The 22,040-nt window shown below is 47.2% G+C and carries 16 protein-coding genes, 1 tRNA gene and 1 pseudogene; 9 read left to right on the top strand and 9 right to left on the bottom strand.

The window, feature by feature from the left end; genetic code table 11:
- Positions 1 to 77 precede the first annotated feature (77 nt).
- The 5 genes and pseudogenes from K7B04_RS20745 to K7B04_RS20765 all read left to right on the top strand — a co-directional run bounded on the left by K7B04_RS20745 (position 78) and on the right by K7B04_RS20765 (position 8,083).
- Entirely contained in the window at positions 78 to 3,680 is a 3,603-nt protein-coding gene (locus tag K7B04_RS20745; RefSeq protein ID WP_167575509.1) for an AAA domain-containing protein, read from the top strand.
- A gap of 160 nt (positions 3,681 to 3,840) precedes the next feature.
- Positions 3,841 to 5,712, top strand: a complete 1,872-nt coding sequence (locus K7B04_RS20750) for an AAA family ATPase (protein ID WP_167575508.1) — start codon at positions 3,841 to 3,843, stop codon at positions 5,710 to 5,712.
- Positions 5,702 to 7,147: a UvrD-helicase domain-containing protein gene (locus K7B04_RS20755; RefSeq protein WP_223802919.1), complete on the top strand. Its 1,446-nt coding sequence runs from the start codon at positions 5,702 to 5,704 to the stop codon at positions 7,145 to 7,147. The genes K7B04_RS20750 and K7B04_RS20755 overlap by 11 nt, the downstream gene beginning before the upstream one ends.
- Positions 7,129 to 7,560 (top strand): hypothetical protein, encoded by a 432-nt coding sequence (locus K7B04_RS20760; RefSeq protein ID WP_223802920.1) that lies wholly within the window; start codon positions 7,129 to 7,131, stop codon positions 7,558 to 7,560. Before K7B04_RS20755 ends, K7B04_RS20760 begins: the two co-directional genes overlap by 19 nt.
- Before the next feature lie 319 nt (positions 7,561 to 7,879).
- Positions 7,880 to 8,083, top strand: a pseudogene (locus K7B04_RS20765) (hypothetical protein).
- Between the two features lie 154 nt (positions 8,084 to 8,237).
- Here the strand turns inward: K7B04_RS20765 and K7B04_RS20770 are convergent.
- The 6 genes from K7B04_RS20770 to K7B04_RS20795 all read right to left on the bottom strand — a co-directional run bounded on the left by K7B04_RS20770 (position 8,238) and on the right by K7B04_RS20795 (position 15,207).
- A complete protein-coding gene (locus K7B04_RS20770; RefSeq protein ID WP_167575506.1) occupies positions 8,238 to 8,858 on the bottom strand; it encodes a LuxR C-terminal-related transcriptional regulator in 621 nt (206 codons plus the stop codon).
- 220 nt (positions 8,859 to 9,078) lie between these two features.
- Positions 9,079 to 9,804 (bottom strand): molecular chaperone, encoded by a 726-nt coding sequence (locus K7B04_RS20775; protein WP_223802921.1) that lies wholly within the window; start codon positions 9,802 to 9,804, stop codon positions 9,079 to 9,081.
- Positions 9,804 to 11,150 carry a fimbrial protein gene (locus tag K7B04_RS20780; RefSeq protein ID WP_223802922.1) on the bottom strand — a complete coding sequence of 449 codons (1,347 nt, stop codon included), beginning with the start codon at positions 11,148 to 11,150 and terminating at the stop codon, positions 9,804 to 9,806. Before K7B04_RS20780 ends, K7B04_RS20775 begins: the two co-directional genes overlap by 1 nt.
- Before the next feature lie 15 nt (positions 11,151 to 11,165).
- Positions 11,166 to 13,817 carry a fimbria/pilus outer membrane usher protein gene (locus K7B04_RS20785; RefSeq protein ID WP_223802923.1) on the bottom strand — a complete coding sequence of 884 codons (2,652 nt, stop codon included), beginning with the start codon at positions 13,815 to 13,817 and terminating at the stop codon, positions 11,166 to 11,168.
- Positions 13,818 to 13,869: 52 nt separating this feature from the next.
- Positions 13,870 to 14,613 carry a molecular chaperone gene (locus tag K7B04_RS20790; RefSeq protein ID WP_223802924.1) on the bottom strand — a complete coding sequence of 248 codons (744 nt, stop codon included), beginning with the start codon at positions 14,611 to 14,613 and terminating at the stop codon, positions 13,870 to 13,872.
- Between the two features lie 54 nt (positions 14,614 to 14,667).
- Positions 14,668 to 15,207, bottom strand: coding sequence for a fimbrial protein (locus tag K7B04_RS20795; RefSeq protein WP_163448865.1), 540 nt, complete (start codon positions 15,205 to 15,207; stop codon positions 14,668 to 14,670).
- A 475-nt stretch (positions 15,208 to 15,682) separates the two neighbouring features.
- Between K7B04_RS20795 and K7B04_RS20800 the strand changes: the two genes are divergently transcribed.
- Positions 15,683 to 16,348, top strand: a complete 666-nt coding sequence (locus tag K7B04_RS20800; protein ID WP_223802925.1) for a helix-turn-helix domain-containing protein — start codon at positions 15,683 to 15,685, stop codon at positions 16,346 to 16,348.
- Between the two features lie 96 nt (positions 16,349 to 16,444).
- A complete protein-coding gene (locus tag K7B04_RS20805; RefSeq protein WP_167575504.1) occupies positions 16,445 to 17,083 on the top strand; it encodes a winged helix-turn-helix transcriptional regulator in 639 nt (212 codons plus the stop codon).
- Positions 17,084 to 17,317: 234 nt separating this feature from the next.
- Here the strand turns inward: K7B04_RS20805 and cbl are convergent, their stop codons facing one another.
- Both cbl and nac read right to left on the bottom strand, forming a co-directional pair.
- Entirely contained in the window at positions 17,318 to 18,268 is a 951-nt protein-coding gene (gene cbl, locus K7B04_RS20810) for an HTH-type transcriptional regulator Cbl (RefSeq protein ID WP_065357644.1), read from the bottom strand.
- 102 nt (positions 18,269 to 18,370) lie between these two features.
- Complete coding sequence (gene nac / locus K7B04_RS20815) at positions 18,371 to 19,288, bottom strand: nitrogen assimilation transcriptional regulator NAC (RefSeq protein ID WP_223802926.1); 918 nt, start codon at positions 19,286 to 19,288, stop codon at positions 18,371 to 18,373.
- Between the two features lie 307 nt (positions 19,289 to 19,595).
- Here nac and K7B04_RS20820 point away from each other — a divergent pair.
- Positions 19,596 to 19,671, top strand: a tRNA-Asn gene (locus K7B04_RS20820).
- 50 nt (positions 19,672 to 19,721) lie between these two features.
- Here the strand turns inward: K7B04_RS20820 and K7B04_RS20825 are convergent.
- Positions 19,722 to 21,056, bottom strand: a complete 1,335-nt coding sequence (locus K7B04_RS20825) for a PLP-dependent aminotransferase family protein (RefSeq protein WP_223802927.1) — start codon at positions 21,054 to 21,056, stop codon at positions 19,722 to 19,724.
- A gap of 87 nt (positions 21,057 to 21,143) precedes the next feature.
- Between K7B04_RS20825 and K7B04_RS20830 the strand changes: the two genes are divergently transcribed.
- Positions 21,144 to 22,025: a DMT family transporter gene (locus K7B04_RS20830; RefSeq protein WP_223802928.1), complete on the top strand. Its 882-nt coding sequence runs from the start codon at positions 21,144 to 21,146 to the stop codon at positions 22,023 to 22,025.
- Positions 22,026 to 22,040 lie beyond the last annotated feature (15 nt).

The raw sequence follows: 22,040 nt of genomic DNA on the forward strand, positions 1-22,040 counted from the left end.
GTTAAAACCATCAAGCCTGTGTTATCCTGTTGTCATTAATTTCAGGGAGTTGAGCTAAGCAAGGCACTATCAGAATAATGAAAAATTCCTCTAACGATATCCTCTGTGCATGGCAGGATTATTTGAAATTCAGCGGTGCGGAAAAGAGTAAAATACCGGCCAGCCAGGTGCATGAGCACCATCAACTTATGCTCGGTGAAGATAACTGTGAAGAAAACCAGAGCGGCGTAGTGCTCCGCGTTACGCCAGAAATGCGCGAAAACTGGCGCAGGCGTTTCGTTAAGTATGGTGAAAAGGGTGAGATTACTCATATCGAACCTGTCAATCTGCTGTTTCCGGTGTTGCGCTGTATCGAGAATGAGCGTGGCAAGGCCAGCGTAAAATACCTGCCACTGTTCTCTTTTCCACTCCCCAAATCCTTCTTTGAACAGGGCAATACCTCACTGTTGGTTCCCGTTAAAGACGGACAACTGGTCAGCGCATTCCCCTTCGCTTTTCGCGAAATGTTTGGCATCCAGCTGGATGAACTGGGTGAGAACCGCCATATGATGAGTATCGTTAGTGCTCTCACCGGGCGTAAATATGACACCTTCCTTGAGGCGTTTGAGGCTCTCCAGGTATGGGTTGCTCAGCAATCAAACCGTAAATATCAGGGACTGGAAACTGCATTTAACGCCCTGGTTGCTCCGTTGCATAATGAGGATTACAACCTCAAGCGGGATGCGGAAGACTTCACTTGGTTGTGCAATAACGCGTCTGGTGACTTCCCTCTGCTGGAGCAGTATCTCAACCATATTCACCATGACGGGAATGCCCCTGACATATACGAAGTGGTAACCGGTGGCTTGTTTGAAACACAATACCCGCTGGGTCATGGACAGATGGCGGCAATACAGGCCATTAATCAGGATGAGCGCCTGATTGCCGTGCAGGGCGCACCAGGTACGGGTAAAACAACACTGTTCAAGTCACTCATTGCACAACAGCTGGTTGCCAGAGCGCTGGCAATTGCTGATGGAAAGGATCAGAACTTCGGCATGCTGGTAACGTCCACGGCAATAAAAGCGGTGGAGAATATCATTGACGATCTGCGAAGTGACCCTGCAACCCAGGATCTTGACTGGTTATGGTTTCATAGCGGCTCGAACGAACAGGTTCAGCATGAGCTTACCCGGCTTGAGCAACTGATCAGCCGCTGGCGGCAGGAAAGCTATGACGAACAACACCAGCGCGATTTTTTAGCTGTTCTGCTCAGGCATCGCGACAAGTTGAACGCCTGTTACCGGGCGTATCTGAATGAAAAGGCAACCGCGATACAGTCTGTTGTGGATTGTGATCTGAACACCACAAACGCAGAAGAGCTCCCGGCTCGTTTTATGGCAAAAATGCCCGCGGTAGCCGCTCAGGCACAGCAGTTGGGGATTGACGTTTCACTGCATCATCCCGACGACCTGGACAACTTAACCTGCCTGCTGGAACAACGCCTGCAGGAACTTCGCGGGATAAAAGCACAGCGTCTACAGGCCAGCAGAATTTATCAGACATTGCAGGCGACATGGCCACAGCAACATAATCTGCCGCAGATACTGCGCTGGATGGATTCACCACTACGCCCCGCTCTGGAACTGCATTACCGCGACTATCCGCGTAAAGGGATAAAGCGTCATCTGGCCCGACTGTTCGAGGGAAAATATCCGGCACGGCTGCAACAAATGAATCTTGCTGCACCGGAGGACTTTCAGCATTTCAGTCTTTCTTCCCTGCCCCATCGCCAGCTAGCGGCTCTGGCTGATGCGGGAGAGATGCTGTCACATCAGCCAGACAATCTGGCCCTGCTGGAACTGCTCATGCAGGACGAACCCGATGAGCAGCAGGAAGACAATCTGGTGAGCCTGTGTGCTGATATCGCAACGCTCCGGAAACAATGGCAGCGGGTCATCCGGGCACAACAGGTTACAGCGCAGTATCAACAGCATTACCCCGAAGGTAACTGGTGTGACATTTTGCGTAAACGCTTCATCAGGCAGCACCGGGAAATGTTTGAAGCTGCTATCGGCTATCTCTGGCAGGAACAACTGAAGCGAAAAATTGAGCTGGAAGAGGTGCTGACTCACTGGCGGGCTCTGATGAGTAATCGCCGCAGTGCAGGCTACTACCGCTGGCTGGATAAGCTGGATGAATTCTATCGTGCACTGTCACTAGTGTATCCGGTAATGGCAACCACACTGGTCTCCGCGTGGAAAGTGGCGGGTTATCGTAAACTTGATGAACTCAAGGGGCACAAACCCTGGCATCTGGCACTGTGCGATGAAGCAGGCATGATTTCGCTTGAATCCCTGGTGCCACTATTGAGTCGTAGCGAGAAAGCGATGATCGTCGGCGATCCTCTGCAAATCGAACCCATCAGAAACCTGTCAGAAAACCTGCAAACACAACTGCGCGAACGTCATTTTGCTGACAATAATACGTTATATGAGCGGGTTTCACCTGCAAGCGTTACAGGCTGGCACCGCGCGGCAGGTACACTTTCTGGACGAGTGGATGATACCGGCAACGGTATTATTCTCGATGAGCATCGTCGGTGCCAGAAACCCATTGCCGATCTCTTTATCCGGCTGGCGGGCTATCAAGGCGTCAGCGTGGAAACGGCCTCCCCTTCCGACCGCATTGCCAGCGCCTTTGAGAAGTCTGGTGGGCATCATTTGATGTTCTACAGCGTCGAGGGCCAGAAAGGCGATATGGTTAACACCAATCTGGATGAAGTCGATGCTATTGAGCAACTGCTGAATAAGCTGGAAGAAGCTGGTTACAATCTGACTGCCGATGTGGGCATCGTCACTCCCTATAGCAACCAGAAATCATTACTGATCAAGCGCCTTGCCCAGCGTATGAATCACTGGCAGAAAAACTGCATTGGTACAGTGCATCAGTTCCAGGGTGTGGGCTTTGAGGTCATCATTTACAGCCCGGTAATTTTTCATCCCCTTGATAATCCAAATTTTCAGAACGGTGCGCCAAACATGCTGAATGTCGTGGTTTCGCGCGCAAAACAGCAGTTTATCGTAGTAGGAAACCACCACCGGTTACGGCAGGCAGGTGGATACCTGAAAGTTCTTGCGGACACTGTTGCTGAAGATTTCATTCTTGAACAGGGCAGTCAGCATCCAAATTTCGCCAGCCTGAGCCAGACACCACGTTTGCAGCGTTATTACCGCGACTGCGAACATATCGCCGCATTCAGTGCTCTGGCGAGCCAGTGTGAACAGGAGCTGGTTATTATCACTCCATGGATCCGTCGGGGCGGTAAACAATATCAAAGGCCGGAACTGGCACAACTGGTGGCAACACAGCGGCGTGGTGTCAGCGTTAAAGTCTATTACGGGTATTACCATCAACGTCTGGACCGTGCAGAGGATAATGATGAAACTCTGATTGCTGAGTACCGCGAACAACTGGGAAAAGACAATGTTATCCGCCTGACCGAAGGTACTCATGAAAAGGTGCTGATGATCGATGGCCGCTACATTGTTCTCGGGAGCTGGAACTGGCTGTCACATGGTTATCATGATAGTTGCGAGCGTAGTGAACAGTTCAGTAATGCTATTCGTCATGAGATTAGCGCAGAGCTTGATGATGTGTCACTGGTGAAAGAACTTAGGGAGAGGTTGCGGCTGGAATAACTGACAAAGAACTAAAGCTGATAAACTGATCTCAACTGAATCTTCGACATTGCGACGATTCAGTTCTCAGTGCTATCTTTTCGTATATCTCAATATATAAAAACGGATTACTCCGAAAGCAAGTTAAATTATACACAGTTAAAACACATTGGTGGGGAATATGTATTTATCAAATCTAAAAATAAACAACTTCAGACAATTCGAAGATTTTTCCTTAAAGTTAAATAAAGGACTTAATCTACTTGTTGGTGAAAATAATGCAGGAAAGAGTTCCGTCATTGATGCAGTCCGGATTGTTCTTGATACTACGTCTGTAGAATGGGTGAGTATAAAAAGCACTGATTTCCTTAGCGGCAAGAATGAACTATATATTCAATTAAAATTTGAAGATCTGTCAACTCGTGAGTTAGGGTTATTTCTAGAATATTTAACCAACGAAGAAGTAACAACTGATGTTAACAAGAGCTGTTTATATGTAAATCTCTCAGCAAGCATAACAATTAATCCATTCAAAAAAACTCAATTTATCAAGACGGATATTCGATCTGGTTTGAGTAATGATGGCCCTATCATAGAAAGAGATATCAGAGAATATCTTGCTACAACATATTTAAAACCGCTACGCGATGCTGAGGTTGAACTATCAGCAGGGCGAACCTCAAGGCTCTCCCAGATTTTAGGGAGCAATGTCAGTTTAGCTGGAGATGAAGAGGCGACCCAGCGGATTATTGAGTTATTAATTCACGCCACACAGGCAATTCAAAATGACTCTTCTATTCAAATGACTCAAGAGAAAATTTCAACTCTCTTGAACTCTTTAACATTCAAATCCAATACCTTTACACCTTTTTTAAGTTTATTGGGGAGTAAAGAGTATACTGAAATGAGCACCCCGGAGAAAGCGTTTGCTCTCAAATCCATTTTAGAGAAATTATCACTTGAACTCAACACTTCAGGAATTAAGCATGGATTAGGTTACAACAGTCTATTGTTTATGGCTACAGAACTAATGTTAATTCGTCAGGAGGAAGAACAGTATTCACTTTTACTGGTTGAGGAACCAGAGGCTCATCTTCATCCCCAACTACAGTTGAAATTCATTAATTACCTCAGAACTGAAAATAGTAAACTGCAATGTATTCTATCCACTCACAGTCCAGTGCTTTCATCAAAAGCCCCATTGGAAAGCTTAATTTTAATGCAAGATGGAAAGGCATTTCCTTTAAGAAAGGAATGCACCGCTCTAAGTGGTGATGACTATATATTTCTTGAGAAATTCTTAGACTCAACTAAGGCAAATATGTTTTTTGCAAGAGGTATATTGATTGTTGAGGGTATTGCAGAGATGGTGTTAATACCTAAAATAGCTGAATTACTAGGACGCCCCCTAGAAGACTATGCCGTGTCATTGGTTAATGTCAATGGTTTATCCAGAAAGAGGTACGCTAAAGTTTATCGTTCTAACGCCGCTTCAACGGCCCCTTCTTATCTCCCAATTAAAGTTGGGTGTGTTACTGATTTAGACCTATGGCCAGATGAAGCGGAGGTAACAACCTCAAACAGTTATGGGTTTAAACAAAAAATACAGCCTAATGAAACCACCGGCCGAGGGGGAAACCTTCAACATTGGCTGAGTGAGTTGACGCCAGAACAAATAAACCAGAAAAAAAATAGTAAAGCCGAGTTTGATGGAGAGCTTGTTAAAACATTTATATCAAATGACTGGACATTTGAATTTTGCCTTGCCAAATATGGGTTAAGTGAAGAATTATATGAGGCCCTTCATGGTGACCTTATTGGCTATGAAAATCTTAGTACTAATGCACAAATAAAGGCTGTTCAATTATATGGACAAATCGAAAATAAAGGTGATGGAAAAAGCGAAGTGAGTTATCTTCTTGCAAAGATCTTATCGAAATATAGTGGACGACCTTCAGAGTTAAGATCTAAGCTACCTCCTTATATTATAGAAGCCATCGAATACGTGACCGAAGAGTTCTCTGATGACGAGGAGATGCCGAATGAACATTGAAATTAGTGAAAGGGACATCAACGATATAGAGCAAGAGTTAAACTTGTCATTTGATGATGCCAGACGAGAGATAATACAATCATATAATGATGTCCAAGCTTGTCCTGGTAGCGGAAAAACAACAATGGTAGCAGCCAAGTTGTTAATCATTGCAAAAAAATGGATGAGTTTACATCAAGGTGTATGCGTCCTAACGCATACTAATGTAGCTAAAAAAGAAATTATAGAGCGTCTCCAAACAAGTATACATGGTGGAAAGTTGTTAACTTCACCACATTTCATCGGCACTATTCAAGAGTTCGTTAATAAATTTCTTGCAATACCTTATCTTCGTTCTCAAGGATTTAAAATAACTCATATCGATGATGAAATATGTTGTGCAAGGGGCTGGAGTTTTCTTAATAGAGGAACGAAAAATTACCTTGAAAGAAATAGAATAACATCCATTCAAGATATGCAATATAAATTTATAGATGGATGTCTTGAGCTTAACATCCCTGGTTTCCGTAGAGAATCACAGTCGAACAGCTATCAAGATTTGATAAATGTAAAAAATACACTTATGGCAGAAGGTTATTTCTTTTATCACGAAATGTATGAAATATCAAAAGAGTATATCTACCATAACTCTGATATTATAAAAGCGATTCAATCTCGTTTCCCCATCGTTTTTATCGACGAAATGCAAGACACCCAAAAATTTCAAGATGAATTTTTAAACACGATATTTAGAAATGATAATATTCAAGTTAAGATGCAACGATTTGGCGATCCTGACCAAGCTATTTATGGGACTAATGAGGAAGAGAACCAAACCTATAATCAAGCAGAGTTAGAAAAAGTACAGAATAGTCATCGCTTTAATAGCGCTATCGCATCAATTGCTAGAAATCTAAGTTATAATCGCATAAATTTAACATCAGAAATCTCTCATCCTAATCAATCACTACATACAATATTTCTTGTTGATGATAGTTCTCGCACTAATGTATTTGAGCGTTTCGCTAATTTATGCTCGCAAGCAGTTCCGATTAACTGTGAATATCCAATAAAATCTGTTGGTGCAATTGGTAAAAGAAGTGAAAACTCTTTAACGATTTGCAGTTATTATGAGAGTTTTGAAAAAACTGATTCTACGGTAGGATTCAAAAACACTAAGTTAATTCAATATATATATGTTGCCCGCCAACAAAATCGTAACAGTGAATCTTACCGTACAATCCTTGATGGCATTATTCATTTTGGGAGAGTATCTAATGTTAAGATCACAATGCAAGATGGTTCACAATCTGATATATCAGTTGCAAACATAAAAAAGCACCTTAAATTATCTTCACTTTTTGTTGATTTCAATTTGTTAGTTATGAGCTTAATGACTAATGAAATATCTGAAGAAACTTGGGGGATTCTGTTGTCTTGTTATTGTCTTACTTAGGTATTAATATATCTAATCGAAATCACATCTTTTTATCTTTTGAGCGTAATCTAATAAATGAAACCCTTGATAGTCCAACTAGAAATATTATCTCTTTTGAAATTGAGGGAAGGGTTATAGAGAATCAAATTGCAACAATTCATTCTGTAAAAGGGGAGACGCATGCTGCAACTTTACTTCTAGAAACAAAATATCATACTAATGATATAACAACCTTAATTGACTACATTCTTTTAGAAAATCTAACACAACCGACAGAAGCCAGAAAAAAGAAATTTATGAAGCAAATATATGTTGCACTCACAAGACCTAAATACTTATTGTGTATTGCAATGAATAAATCAGGGTTTCCGGCTGAACATATTTCAAAGCATGAGCTTGCAGGTTGGAATATTTGCGATTTAACTCAATAGTGACATTAATATTTACTATAACGAAGCTGTTGCTACAAATACCCATAGCAACAGCAATACTCATAAGAAACTATTATTTTGTTAACCATATATTTTAAAAACTTCGGTTTATTCTTCAGAGAGAGTGTTACAATATTAAAAATATATTTACATATCGTACATCATTCAGACAAAACAGGAAAGGCCCAAATATAGTATCTTATACAGTCATTACAATAGTATCAGTCTGTATACCAGAACAAGTCTTGTCATGCTAAGAATACATAGAATCTTTGAACCTATTAAGCTAACTAATTGAATGCTTACATGATCAAAATAGGTGGTCATTTTGGTGGTCTTGACAGAACCAGATTTATGATTTAGCTTAATCGTCAGCCAGTTAATGGCTAAGGCGATCCCAGTCAGAGGAGCCAAATTTAGAAAAGCCTGCTCAGGAAACTCAGCAGGCTTTTTGCTTTTGATTCAGCGGGTTTGTCTGGAAAACGACTTCCTGGCGTGTGGATTTGGGAGGGAAAGTGTATAGAAGCCCCCCTCTATCGCCGTTACCGACATCCGAATCCGAAGTACAACGCCTCTCCATCCCCTCTCTCGGCTTACTGATACTCCCGACAACAACCGCATTATAGCCCTAAGCGAAAAACTCAACGGCAACCTACTACTCTCTTTATACGATGGTTTTATATATTCATGGACATATTTTGCCAATCATTCCTGTTTCCCATTTCATCAAGTAGTCGCATTAACTCGTAATCGCTGCGCAAATTAAATTTCCGCATAGCGCGATATTTATGCGTGAATACTGTTTTATCGCTAATCACTAACTCGCCTGCAATTTGCATAACCGACATCCCCTTGTATAAACCGATCATGATACGAAGTTGCTGAGCGGTTAGGGTTTGCTGCCGACAGTCAAAACATGAGACCGATGACTGGCGATAGCCTTCATGCTGTACTCTCCGCCAGGCCGAATTGAATGCTGTGCGTACCTGCGTCACGGGCGCCCGGCGAGGAATAAAGATAATATCCTGAAAACAGGAACGCTGAGCTGAAACTCGTGTTTCATCATCAATAAAGCCAATCACAATCCCCTTTTTGCGTAGCTGTAATTCAGGTAAACAAATAAAACACTCTCCGGGACACAAGGAAAGGACAATGATGTCAGCCACTTTAACACTTTCGGACGTGAGGCTATAATTGAATTCAATTTTCATCTGCTCATTGGAAAAGAAATCACTGAAAAACCAGGTCAGCCCACGCTGAAATAACACATCTGAATCTTTGATAACAATATTAATCATTACTTATGCCAAAACTTAATTAAACCCATCCTCAGCAGAGTTGAATCCTCAACCCGCGAGCGTCTTTTTTATATCGCCGAGTCGAATGAATATTCGACGACAATAGAGTATTCAATCTTCATCAGGACATGATTACTCTGTATCCAATCAGAGTGGCCACAGTCGATTCTTTAACAACGCGTAAAAAACCTGGAGATATGCGATACAACAAAAGCATCTCTCATAGGGAGTCATTCCTCTCTACACGATTCCCATCATCATTTATCAGTAGAAAATGGATTCTTTTTGGCAAGGCGATCAGATTCCCATTGAGCAGCAGCGTTTTACTGGCAAAGGGCGCCAACATACCAATATTTACCTGCTGTGATTTGGTGCCATCTGTCACCTCGGCGCGGTCAAAAGTAGCGTAATACGGCGTAGGATTTATCACTTTCAGCGCCAGCGAGCCGGGTTGTCGGATAATGCTGAACTGCTGTTTCTCCGCCACATCATCGACGGACAATTCGAGATGAGCGGGACGGCAGAACAGTTTCAACTGTAAGCGTACCGCAACTTTTACCAACATCGCCTCTTTCGGCAGGTGGGCATCCGCTGGCGGAATTTCATAGATATTAAGCCAGTACAACATCTCACGGTCGGTAGGTAACGGCATCTGTGTCGCCAGTAATCGTAGACTTTTCCTCTCTCCAGGCTCGAGACGAAAAATACCGGGCAGCGGCATAACCGGTGAGTTGACCGCTTTTTCTGGCGTACCGTCTGGTGAGCCATCATCAACCCAGCTCTGGACGATAACCGGGTATGCATTACTATTGAATAGCATCAGCGAACGCTCAGGGTCAGCAGCGGAAAAGACCACCCGAGACGATTCCACCATCACGCCGGCTAACGCCAGCTGACTCAGCAATAGCAGCAACACCCCCGCAACCGTTATACTTATTTTGTTCATTACTGCACCTGAATAATTACTTGCGCGGTTGCGCTCACTTTACCTGCGGTAACCGTCTTTCCAGGTAACGCTTTTAGGGTCGCATTTAACGTTTTGGAATAGGTCGTCACGCCGCTCACCACACTCCCGCCTACGGCATCATCCAGAAGCGGATACCAGCCCGCCGCGTTTCCACCCAATACCGAACCACTTAACGAACTGAGTAAATTAAGCGGCGTTCCGTTGGTTCTGCTTATCTGAATCCCTACCCCGGTAGCGACCGAAGGATCCGTACCGTAGTTATCTGAAACCAAATAAGTGACGCCAGAGCCTGTTGTCAGGCCTAATGACGTTGCCGTCGCGGCATTACCCGGATTAACCAGAATACCCATTGCGGTCTGATTTACCGCGACACCACTCGTGAATGATGTCACCCCGCTGTTAGCCGGGCTCCCTGTCTGGCAATTAAATGAAATATTAATGGGCTGTCGTACTGTTGCCCCCGCCTGCAGTTGGGAAACAGAAATCGTCGGGAAGAGGACTAATGGCGTCACATTATTGACAACACAGGTCGCAGAGCGGCGGATATACAGACGGTTATAGAGGTTAACGCCCCCCGGCCAGTAGCCATACCAGCCATCATATTGCGAGTTAGAATCAGCGCCTACGCTCAAACCGTTAGAAAATCCCGGCCCCTTAAAAGCGATATAAGTAGCCGGTTGCGATTGGGGATAAATGCCGGTACTGGTGGCTCCCCACCCGCCTGCGCTGGTGCTGAGGCGAAACAGCTCCACTTTGGTATTACTGAAATTTTTCGCTTTCACTAAAAGCCAACCCTGAGAATCTGTATCAAGATTGGTGAGCTGCCGAGCCTTCCAGTAACGGCTGTAATACTCCCCCGTCAGCATATTGGTTGCGCGCAGCGCCATTCCGGGGACATAAGTCTGGTAGCTTTGCGGTAAACCCGCAGCCGTCCCTACCTCCACGTGACCCGCATAAGTTGAATCACCGTTGGTCGCGTAATATTCATAAAGATTATTAATATCAGCAGCCTGGCAGCGAAACAGGATCTGCTCCGGGTTATAGACCTGGTTCCCGACCATCGGAACAATCCCCGTGGCTAACAGCGTGCCGTCTGGCTGAAAAGCGCTGTTATTGATATTCACCACGGTAGGCAGCGTCCCTATAGAGCCAGCGCCATCCGGCATCCCATCCCAGGAGGCCGCCGTCCCTTTCCCCGGCTCGGTATAATAGTTTGAGGCCGAGTTTGTATTCGTCCCGGTAATACGGTAGCACATTGCCCAGGAGAGCTGCGGCAAGCCAATCCCAACGACCAGCAGTATTGGTATAGAGAGATACTTTTTCATTCGCTGTTACTCACATTAATTCCGGCGACACGGCAGCGTCAGGTGATACATTGACTTATTCATTTCCTGGCCACGAAGGTCGTAGTTCAAAAGGCACTGCCCGCCAGCGGCATCTCCCAATTTGATCTTTAACGTGCCTTGTCGGCTGGATGCTCGCGCATAAATTTGATTACCCTGCCCCACAAGGCCAATAACCCGATTTTTGCTATCGTAAACCTCTGCACCAAGCGGTAACGGCTCCCCTCCTCCCGGCGCAAGTTTGATTAAAAGGGCATAGCCTTCAAGCGTTCTGAAGTGCACTTTCACCATTGCTCCAGAATAAGGCGCTACACGTTGCTGGTTGTCGACCAGTTCTGCGTTGGGATTACTGATCCCTTTGGCATCCAGGGTAATATCGTTAAAGGTGTAGGGAATCACCGAAGGAACAAGCGCATAACCGGAATCGTTAATCGTCGCTCCCATACCTCCCCCCACCAGGGCACCGCTGGCCCCCTTCGCTTCAACTAATGCAAAGGTATCGGATAAATATGGCCCCGGCGTTACGCCGCCCGCGTGAGCCACCACCGCGCCACGCGCGCTCGCGCCATACTGGGTGTAATCTTTGCCGTGCGAGAGACTCCCTCCGATGGTTGCAAAAGGCAGTTGCTGAGTGAGACTGGCGCCCGCGCTGCTGCCGCTACCGCCGTTATCGTAAGCGGCATTAAGGCTATAAGCGGTGTTTTGCGACTCCCCAAGGGTACCCGTCAGCGACGATTGATAGCTATCGTGGCCGCCATTGTCTGACTGATGGCTATATCCTGACGTCAGAATCGGCGAACGCGATCCCGCCCCCAACGGGAGAGAGACAGAAAACATGTATACATTCTCAGTGCGACTGTTACTGACACCACCGCCATCATTAACGTCTGTACTTTGTACACCATACCGCGTACGTCCTGTCTGCTGCCGACTCAACGAAAGGTTGTAACTGAGCGAGTTATAATGATTGGAATAACCCACCTGATACTGCGTATCGCGACCACGCCCGCCATGGTAGGTAGTGGTTGAACCTGAAATATAGGTCTGCCCAAGCTGACCAAGCCCCTGACTTAATGTCACAACGAACTGGTTTCTCTGTTCGTAGGTGCTTGACGTCCAGGTACTGTCGCTATTCGCCGCACTACGAACCCCCAATACGTCGGTTAAGTCGCGATATCCTTCAGTTGAATATCGATAACCCGCCAGGGCCAGCGTTGTGGATGTCGGTACAAACGTACGGCTATAGTTGGCACCAAATCGCCAACCTGTCAGGTAGTTGCCAAACATATTGGCCCGGGAATAAACGGCGTTGACACCAAACGCGCCGAGTTCACTCGCAAAGACAGCGCCGCCCAGTAAAGCCTGATAGCCATCGGAAATACGCACCCCCGAGTTAGCGGTGATGGCGTTAGTCAGGCCGGTCTGCCAGGTGGCATCGGCGAACATATCGTCGCTATCGCCAATATCTCGCACCTGACCTGCCGACAGACTGATGTGCGAACGACCAGGCCGCATTGAGCCGGGTACGGCCGCAAAGGGAACGGTAAATGACGACACGCGGCCATCCGCTTCCTGAACTTCGACCACCAAATCACCTTCGTAGCTGGTCGGATAAAGATCGTCGATGACAAAGGCACCAGGTGCGACAGTTGTCTGATAGATTTGCGTGCCCGACTGGCTAACCGTGACCTTAGCCGTTGTCGAGGCAATACCACGAATTGTCGGCGCATAGCCACGTTGAGATTCCGGAATCATGCGATCGTCGGTTTCCAGTTGGATACCAAGAAAGCCAAGACTGCTGAAAAAGTTGCCGGAGGTGTAGCTGTCACCCAACGTCAATTCACTATTGATTGCCGGGATGGGATGCTGAACATAGGTTCTGACCGATTTCCAATGACTGCTGTCCGGGCCATTGTTCGTGGAATAGCGGGTATAATTTGATAGCTGGCGAAGTTGCCATAACCCCATATTTATCCCGGAATTAAGCCCAAGATAAGTCGAATCGCTGTTGTAATTACCGCTTGCCTGGGTACGATAAAAGTTGGTGTCATAGTTGGTAAAAAATACGCTATCACCGGCGGTAAGACTCTCCAGAGGCACCGCCCCGCGCGCCGTATGCATCATCTGCGCCTGCGGAATAAGTATATTCAGACGCAGCTGGGAAAAATCAAATTGAGCGCTGGTCCCCTGAACCTGTTCAGTCACCCGCAAGCAGGTATCATGATCATCTTTGGCCTGAATGCTCCCTGGCATAATGCCAATAGCAATAAGCTGCTCGCGCGAAAAACAGGGAGAAACCTTGTTTTGTTTATCTGCAGAAAACAATACCGCCTGACGATTATAAAAATTTCCGTTGATGAAAATATCTACCTGATACTCTCCAGGCGCAACCGAATCCGCTTTATCAAAACGAGCAAGAATATTCTGGTTTTTAGCCGCACCGATCAACATACTGTTATCAAACTCAAATGGTTCTGTTTCCGCAGGAGCAGGCATATTCGACGCTGAAACCATAAGTGGTGTCATCATCCACAAAAGCAATACCAAGGGTTTAAGCCGGGTCTTACACTCTAAAGGCAGTCCAAAATTAACGATATTTTTGTTTTCAATAAAAAATTTCTGAGGGGGTATTTTATTAATCATATTCATCCCTATCCCCTGCATATAAAAATCCTAAGCAATATTTTTATCAGGGTAAATCTTATCTGCCGAGTTCCGCCTGCGCGTGAGTCTGGCCGCCATAATCATTTATTAATATAAACTTCACTTTGCTAGCCGCTGATATTGACTGTCCTTTCTTGTTCATTGGCCAGGTTACCGTTGTCTTTGGCGGGATCATGCTGGTCTGAAACGGTATGATTTGCGTGCCGGATATGAGAGAAGCGCTAATGACAGAGGCATAATATCCAGACGTATTTTCTGCAACCAGTCCCCAATGCCCATTATTTTCTTTTAAAGAGAAATGGATCTGTTGGGCAACACCATCCGGGTTACCAACAATATCTTTAGGTCGATAAAATATTTTTAAGCGATTACGCAGAATAACAGACATTTGATTCTGATTTCCCCTAATCGCATTTTTTGGAGGGATCTGCACTGAGTTAAGATAAAATAAGGACTCCCGATCCTTTGGTAAATCTTTACCCGTAAAGATCAGCCTGACAGACTGTCCGGTATGTGGCTCAATACGGAACAGTGCCGGAACCGACATAAAGGGCGCATCGGTAGTATCTGGCGTTGAAGCGGGATTGTTCACATCTGACCATACCTGCATTACATATGGAATATTGTCATTATTAGAAAACTGGAGTGTTTGAGATTGAGTATCTGCCGGATAAATAACCCTGGTATTCAGCATCACCACGCTAGCCATCACCGGTGAACAGAGCATCAGGATGCAAACCGGGATAAAAATAATAAGTCGGCAAAATGCTCTTGTAGTCATTTTAAATTACTCTTCGTAAAACCCCCTTCCGAGAGTTCGGAAGGGGTGACAGCATTACTGGTAAGAAATAGCGTACTGAACACTACCCAGTACAGAACCCGCCGTTGCAGTGCCTTCTGAGTAGTACTGCACGGCAAAATCGTGAGAGGCAGACGTGGCGTTTGCGACCAGATTTAAACCCGGTGCACCGGTCTGCCCTGTCAAATCAAGCGGAGTCGATGGCGTCGCCGGGTCGACCAGTTGTAAAGAGACATTTGTCGCGGACCCCGTATTTCCCATACGACCATTGCTGGTCAGGTTATTACCGACAAAAATAGTTTTAATCGCCGTATCGGAAGTTGAAGCCGTACATCCTGAAATATCAATTGTGAAATTAGTCGTGCCTGCCGTTGTTCCCGCTGTGGCTAAAGATGAGGCAGGAACCGTTGGCAATAAGACCAGAGGAGAAGACGCATTACCATTAACATTTACAGTACAGGTTTGATCGGCAACCTCACCCTGAAACTTAATAGTATTATCCGCATTTACGGTAGTAGACACAGTACCTAATACGGCGGCGGTGGTAAAAGCGACAGCTATCAATTTATTATTCATACTATTTATTCCTTAATAAAAAACTCAACGCTTATTTTAGCGAGTGACATCCGGGATGACTCATGTCATAAAACATTGGCCGTACGCTGCTCTTATACAAATATCACTAACCTGTAGAAGCATTACTATGAGTATACTTTTATCGCGTTTTCCTGAGTCTTACTGTTTCCCTGGTAAAATAACACACTTGCTAAACGGCAATTTATAGAAACAATTTTAATGTGGCAATTCTTATATTTGTTTTTCCTGGATTCTGTTATTAACACTAAATTAACATAATAAGCTCGCCTTTCCGTCAATCATCATATCTTCTCGTAGAACTTCATCAACAGAAATGATTCTCAATTAAATTTATTAAAAATATGTTACTCATTGAGTCCAAAAAGAACATCTTTTTATATTCTAAATATAAAAAAGCAATCTCATACTAAGTTTTACTAAGATTTTTCCAATTACTCTTAGCAGAGATAAGAAATTGACTTCAAATGATATTAAAGGCCTGCCTTTGGACTATTTAAATTCTACGCTGGCTAAAAAACCACTGGAACACATTAAAACCCTAATGGATTCAATTGCTCCATATGGTGAAAAAATCACGCCAGTAAAAGGCGAGGTTTTACGCTACCAGGTCAATGGAAAGCGCTACTGTTATCTATTGGAGAGCGGCAGCATTAGCTTAAACAGAAGGGGGGACGGTATGGTTTTGAACAGTGAAAAGTCCCCTTTTATCATGGGCGTCAGCAACCAGTCTGCTTACGGCGATCGACTTTACGTTCGGGCCCTGGAGAAATCAGAATTAACCCGCTTACCGCTGGAAAGATTTAATCTGTTAGTGCAAAAATATGCTCTTTGGGAAAGTACCTGTGCTTTACTTATTTACACATCATCACGCATTTTTGAACATTGCACAATGATTGCGAAAATGTCTTCTTATGACATCGTGAAATTTCAGCTAAACCAATTAATGAATGAATCACCCAGCTTTCGTACCAACATTACTGCGGCTACTTATATAAAAGAGCGAACTTATCTTTCCAGAAGCAGTATCATGCGTATCATCAGTGACCTTAAAAGTGCAGGATTACTTTCTATGGAAAAAGGTGTACTGATTGAACTTAAGCAATTACCACCAAGATATTGATTCATAACAATTTATTGGCAATAACCCATTGTAGGTTAGACTATTTATTCATACGCTATAATATAAGGACAAATCAACACAATTCTGGACAGGAACATGAGCGATAGTTTTTGGGCCACAAAATTAATGACACCGTCTCCTTTTACTGAGTGTATTATCGAAAAATTAGAACCATACTGTGAAATAAAAAACATATCCCCCCGTAAGCGTCTTTATCCAAAGTCAGGGGGTAAATATTACTGTTATCTTCTGTTGAAAGGATATGTGACATACCACCGTGATAAAAATGACATTGCGGTTTTGACAGCCACCGCGCCTACCCTTTTTGGTCTAAACTATATCGCCAGCGAAAATATTATCACCTATATCAAAACGTTAACCCCTGCCACCATTGGCATCATGTCCCTGGACAAAGCCATTGAAATCATTGAAGAACATCACCTATGGAAAGCTGTAGCGCAGCATATGATGGTGTTGTCCAGTAAATTGTATATTATCAATGAGCAAATGAGCGCTCCCACCTCGTATGAATTAATTAAGTTCATCCTGTTGCAGCTGATGTCTGAAAATGAGACCTACAGGAAATCCATCACAGTGGTAAATTATATTCAGGGAAAAACACACCTCTCACGGAGTGGCATCATGCGCATTCTCACCTATCTCAAAGCGGGAGGCTATATTGAAATCCATCGCGGATTCCTCATCAGTTTGAATAAACTCCCCGCTAAGTTCTGACTGGATGCATACGAACCCCTGCAAATGGTGCTCCTGGTAATAACGTGAATCAGCGATCTTTCACAGTATGACTGCTGATTGTCGTGGTTAATCTGGCGGCGATGATACCCTGGAGTTCTTAATTGCGATTGCCTGTCAAACAGCTAATGGCTGAGCCACATCAGGCAGAAAGCCTGCTTAAAAGCAGGCTTTCTGCGACACTCCATCATCGCAATATCGACAAACGACACACCATCAAATCTGGTAATCCAGCACCGTCTCTTCCAGGTCCATCGCCTGGCGTTTGATCTCTTCCAGCGACAATCCGGCATTGCACAGTTCGATAAAGCGCCACACGTAGTTCCGCTGTAGCTGACCACGTTTAAGCCCCAGCCAGACGGTATTGGCATCAAACAAATGATGGGTATCCAACCGCACCAGGCTACCGGACTCCTGCGCATCGCCCGACTGCTCGGCCACCAGCCCAATTCCCAGCCCCAGCTCGACGTAAGTTTTGATGACATCCGAATCCTGCGCGCTGAGCACGATATCCGGCGTCAGCCCCTTGCGGTTAAACGCTTCATCAATGCGCGAACGCCCGGTAATTCCCTGACGATAGGTAATCAGCGGCCAGCGGGCAATCGCTTCCAGCGTCAGCGGCGTGGTCTGAGTGAGCGGGTGATCGGTGGGGACAAGCAGGCTGTGATGCCAGCGGAACCATGGGAAAGCCACCAGCGTGGCATCGTTGCTCAGCCGTTCGCTCGCGATACCGATATCGGCGCCGCCGCTGTGCAACAACGCGTCGATTTCCTGCGGCGTGCCCTGAATCAACTCCAGGCGCACATCTTTGAAGATCTCACGAAAGGCTTTGATCACCGGCGGCAGGCTATAGCGCGCCTGAGTGTGGGTGGTGGCGATGGTCAGTACGCCGGAGGCATCGTTGGTAAAGAGGTCGGCCAGACGGCGAACGTTGCTGGCCTCATTCAGAATACGTTCGGCAATCACCAACAGGGCTTTGCCCGGCTCGGTCATACCTAATAAGCGCTTCCCGCGACGAATGAAGATCTCAATCCCTAACTCTTCCTCAAGCTCGCGAATATGCCGACTTACGCCAGACTGCGATGTGTAGAGCATATTGGCGACTTCGGTCAGGTTGTAATCCTGCCGTGCCGCTTCGCGAATAATTTTAAGTTGCTGGAAGTTCACGCGTCACCCCGATTCAGTCAGATATGACGCTATTGTTAAAGTTTGTCGACCTGACAAACAAATAATAAAAACCAGCAACATATTCCTGAATGGAATATAAGCTTAGCTCACAAGCAGCAATTCACGGTTATCCAGCATTGGCCGACTCACCAGCGACATCAAAATCTCTTTCACCGCCTGCGCCTGCGGCGATAACTGGCCTCGCGCCGAAACGTTAAGGGATAAAGGCAGGCTCATCGATGGCGTCGTAATGCGCGCCATCCAACCGTTCGCCGCGGCGCATAGCGATCGAGCCGCCGACTCCGGCAGAACAGTCACCCCCATACCGCTGGCGATGGCGGCGGTCAGCGTTGAGATTGACTCAATTTCACCGATAATCTTTGCCGTTAAGCGGCGCAGCGAAAAAGCTTCGTCAACGCGGGCGCGGACGGCGCTATAGTCGCGGGGTAAAAACAGGTTCATTTCAGCAACGGCGGTCAGATCCACGCTCTGCCCCGGGCAATCGCGGGTGCCCACCAGATAAAGATCTTCCTTCAGCAACGGCTGGCTCATAATCCCCGCCAGCGGCGCGCGATCGTACAGCACCGCCATATCCAGTTGGCCGTTGAGTAGCTTGTCATTCAGCACGGTGCCGCTGTTTTCATGCAGATACACCAGCACGTCCGGCAGTTCGTTACGCACCGCCTGCAGCAGCGGCATGGTAATTGACGAGGCCGCCGTTCCCGGCGCAAGCCCGATTGAAACGGTGCCACTGAGCGTTTGACCGACATTGTTCACCGCCAGTTGCGCCTGTTCACACTGACGCAGAATCGTGCGGGCATGCGTATACAGAACCTTTCCAGCCTCGGTTGGCGTCACGCCGCGCTTGGTGCGAATAAGCAGCTGTTGGTCAAGTTCACCTTCCAGCGTTGCGACCTGCTGGCTCAGTGCAGGCTGCGCGATATGCAACACTTCAGCCGCCTGAGTCAGGCTGCCGATATCGACGATTTTCACGAAGTATTTCAGCCGTCTTAAGTTCATTTTTGCCTCCGGTACGAGATCCACTGCCACGCTGGCGTTAAGTAATCGGAGGAGTTGCAAGATGCTTGCCAGTTTTAAAAATCGTGCTGAAACCGGGTAATCCTATCGCTGGCGCCCTTTTTTGCCCCGGTCAGAAGATTGCCCTATGCCCCATAAGGGGTAAATATGCACTTTCACGGTGCAATCTGCGGAGAAAATGAGCAATAAAACCCAAATTGCTGAAATTGTCAGCAAACGAACTTATTCGCGCTTTTCACCCTTTGACAAGCCGTAGGGACATCGATAATATGCGCCCCGTTCACACGATTCCTCTGTAGTTCAGTCGGTAGAACGGCGGACTGTTAATCCGTATGTCACTGGTTCGAGTCCAGTCAGAGGAGCCAAATTTAGAAAAGCCTGCTTTCGAGCAGGCTTTTTGCTTTTCTACTTTCCGCTACCGGCTCTGCTCATATTCAATCGCTGCGCGTACTGCCGCCAGCGCAACGCTAAGCTGCTCCATCGAAACCGAACCCAGCGCCACACGAATGGCCTGCGGAACATTAGGTGTCACGCAAAAGGGTTCGGCGGTTGAGACAGAAATCTGTCGATCCATCAGTAATTTCGCCACCCGATCGGCTCGGCTCTCCTCAGCCAGAGGCAGCCAGAGAAACCACGAGTCCGGGTGGCTGATGCAGGGTAGCGGCCCCAGCATATCGCGGGCGAGACGCTGGCGCAGACGAGCATCACGCCTTTTTTGCGTCGCCAGCTTTGAGACGGTTCCGTCCACAATCCACTGGCAAACCAGCGCGCTCATCACCGAAGGGGTATTCCACGTGGTGGCCCGTATGGCACGTTCAAGCGCAGGACGCCAGGCATCGGGGCAGACCACCATCCCCACGCGGATTCCGGTGGCGACATCTTTTGAAAAACCGCTCACATAAACCGTTCTTTCCGGCGCATAACTGGCTACCGGTGACGGCGCACGTGCAGCCAGATAAGCGTAGGCTGCGTCTTCAATCACCAGCAGGTCGTACTGGCGGGCGATAGAAGCCAACCGCCGGCGCTGACGGCTACTCAGCACCCAGCCGAGAGGGTTGTGTAACGTTGGCATGGTATAGACAGCGCGCACGTGACGTATCTGACATAGACGGGCAAGTACGTCGAGATCGGGGCCTTCATCGCCAACCGGAATGGCGAGCAGTTCCAGTTGATACAGTGCGGCTAGCGCTTTGAAGCCCGGATAAGTTAAGGCATCGACGGCCACCACATCACCGGGACGCAGCAACCCCATGACCGAAACGGCCAGCCCATGCTGAGCACCGTTAACAATCAACACGTTCTCTGCCCGCGTGGCCAGCCCCTGAGCGCTGAGGTGATGGGCAATAATGTCCCTGTCTCCCAGCCTCCCGGCGTGGGGCTGATAACGGAGATGCGATTCAATATCGCCAACGTTAGCCAGTTGCCGCAACCCTTCACGTAACCGATCGCCCTGCCCCGGCAACGAAGGATAGTTGAAGTTAAGATCGAGCACATCTGCGGCGATCGCCTGTTGATCGATACCGTGCCCCACGGCGAGCGCGATTTCTCGCACAAAGGTGCCGCGCCCGGTCTCCCCACTCACTAACCCCATCGCCTCCAGCTCGGCATACACCCGGGTCGCCGTCGCCAGCGAAATATGATGCTCGGCGGCCAGCTGCCGATGCGTGGGTAAACGGCTACCCGCCATCAGTTTCCCGCTGCGAATAGCCTGAGCATAGGCGTCAACCAGCGTTTTGTATCGCGCCTTCATGCAATGTATCCATGACAATAATTTGATTGTATCGAATAGAAGAAACTACCATCGCCGCGACAATGACTCAACGACTAGGAGCAAGGGATGAATATCGTAGACGCAAAACAGCAGGCGCATTCCGGGTGGCTCAACGGGTTGCTGGGGGTCATTATTTTCAGCGGTTCGCTACCGGCGACACGAATAGCGGTGCTGGAAATGGATCCGTTCTTTCTGACTTTTTTACGCGCCTCTATCGCAGGGTTGGTCGCCGTCACGCTGCTGAAGGTATTTCGTCAGCCCAGGCCACATCGAGGGCAAATCCTGCCGTTGCTCATTGTGTCTCTGGGGGTGATTATTGGCTTTCCGCTGCTGACCGCGCTTGCACTGCGCTACGTCACCGCCGCCCATTCCATTGTATTTATCGGGCTACTTCCGCTGGCGACAGCGATTTTCGGCGTCCTGCGTGGCGGCGAACGGCCACGTATCGCCTTCTGGATCTTCTCACTGCTCGGCAGCCTGCTGGTGGCCGGGTTTGCGCTCTGGCAAAGCGCAACGCTATCTCTGACCGGTGATGTGCTGATGCTTGCCGCCGTTCTGGCCTGCGGCCTGGGTTATGCGGAAGGCGCAACGCTAACGCGTGAACTGGGCGGCTGGCAGGTCATCGGCTGGGCGCTGGTGATATCATTGCCAGCCATGTTGCTCGCCGCCTTTATCACCCGACCACCCGTGCTGGATGCATTTTCCCTTTCGACCTGGGCGGCGGTGGGCTACGTCTCGTTATTCAGCATGCTGATTGGTTTTATTTTCTGGTACAAGGGGCTGGCGGCGGGCGGGATCGCCGCCGTGGGGCAGCTACAGCTATTACAGCCATTTTTAGGTTTGCTGCTCTCGGCCATCCTGCTTCACGAGGCGATAAGCCCGCAGATGATGATGGTGACGCTCGGCGTGATTTTGTGTGTGATCGGGTCGCGGCGGTTCGCGCGATAACGCGACGCCGGGAAC

Origin of the sequence: Kluyvera sp. CRP, assembly GCF_019930565.1 — a bacterium.
Lineage (GTDB): Bacteria > Pseudomonadota > Gammaproteobacteria > Enterobacterales > Enterobacteriaceae > Kluyvera > Kluyvera georgiana_A.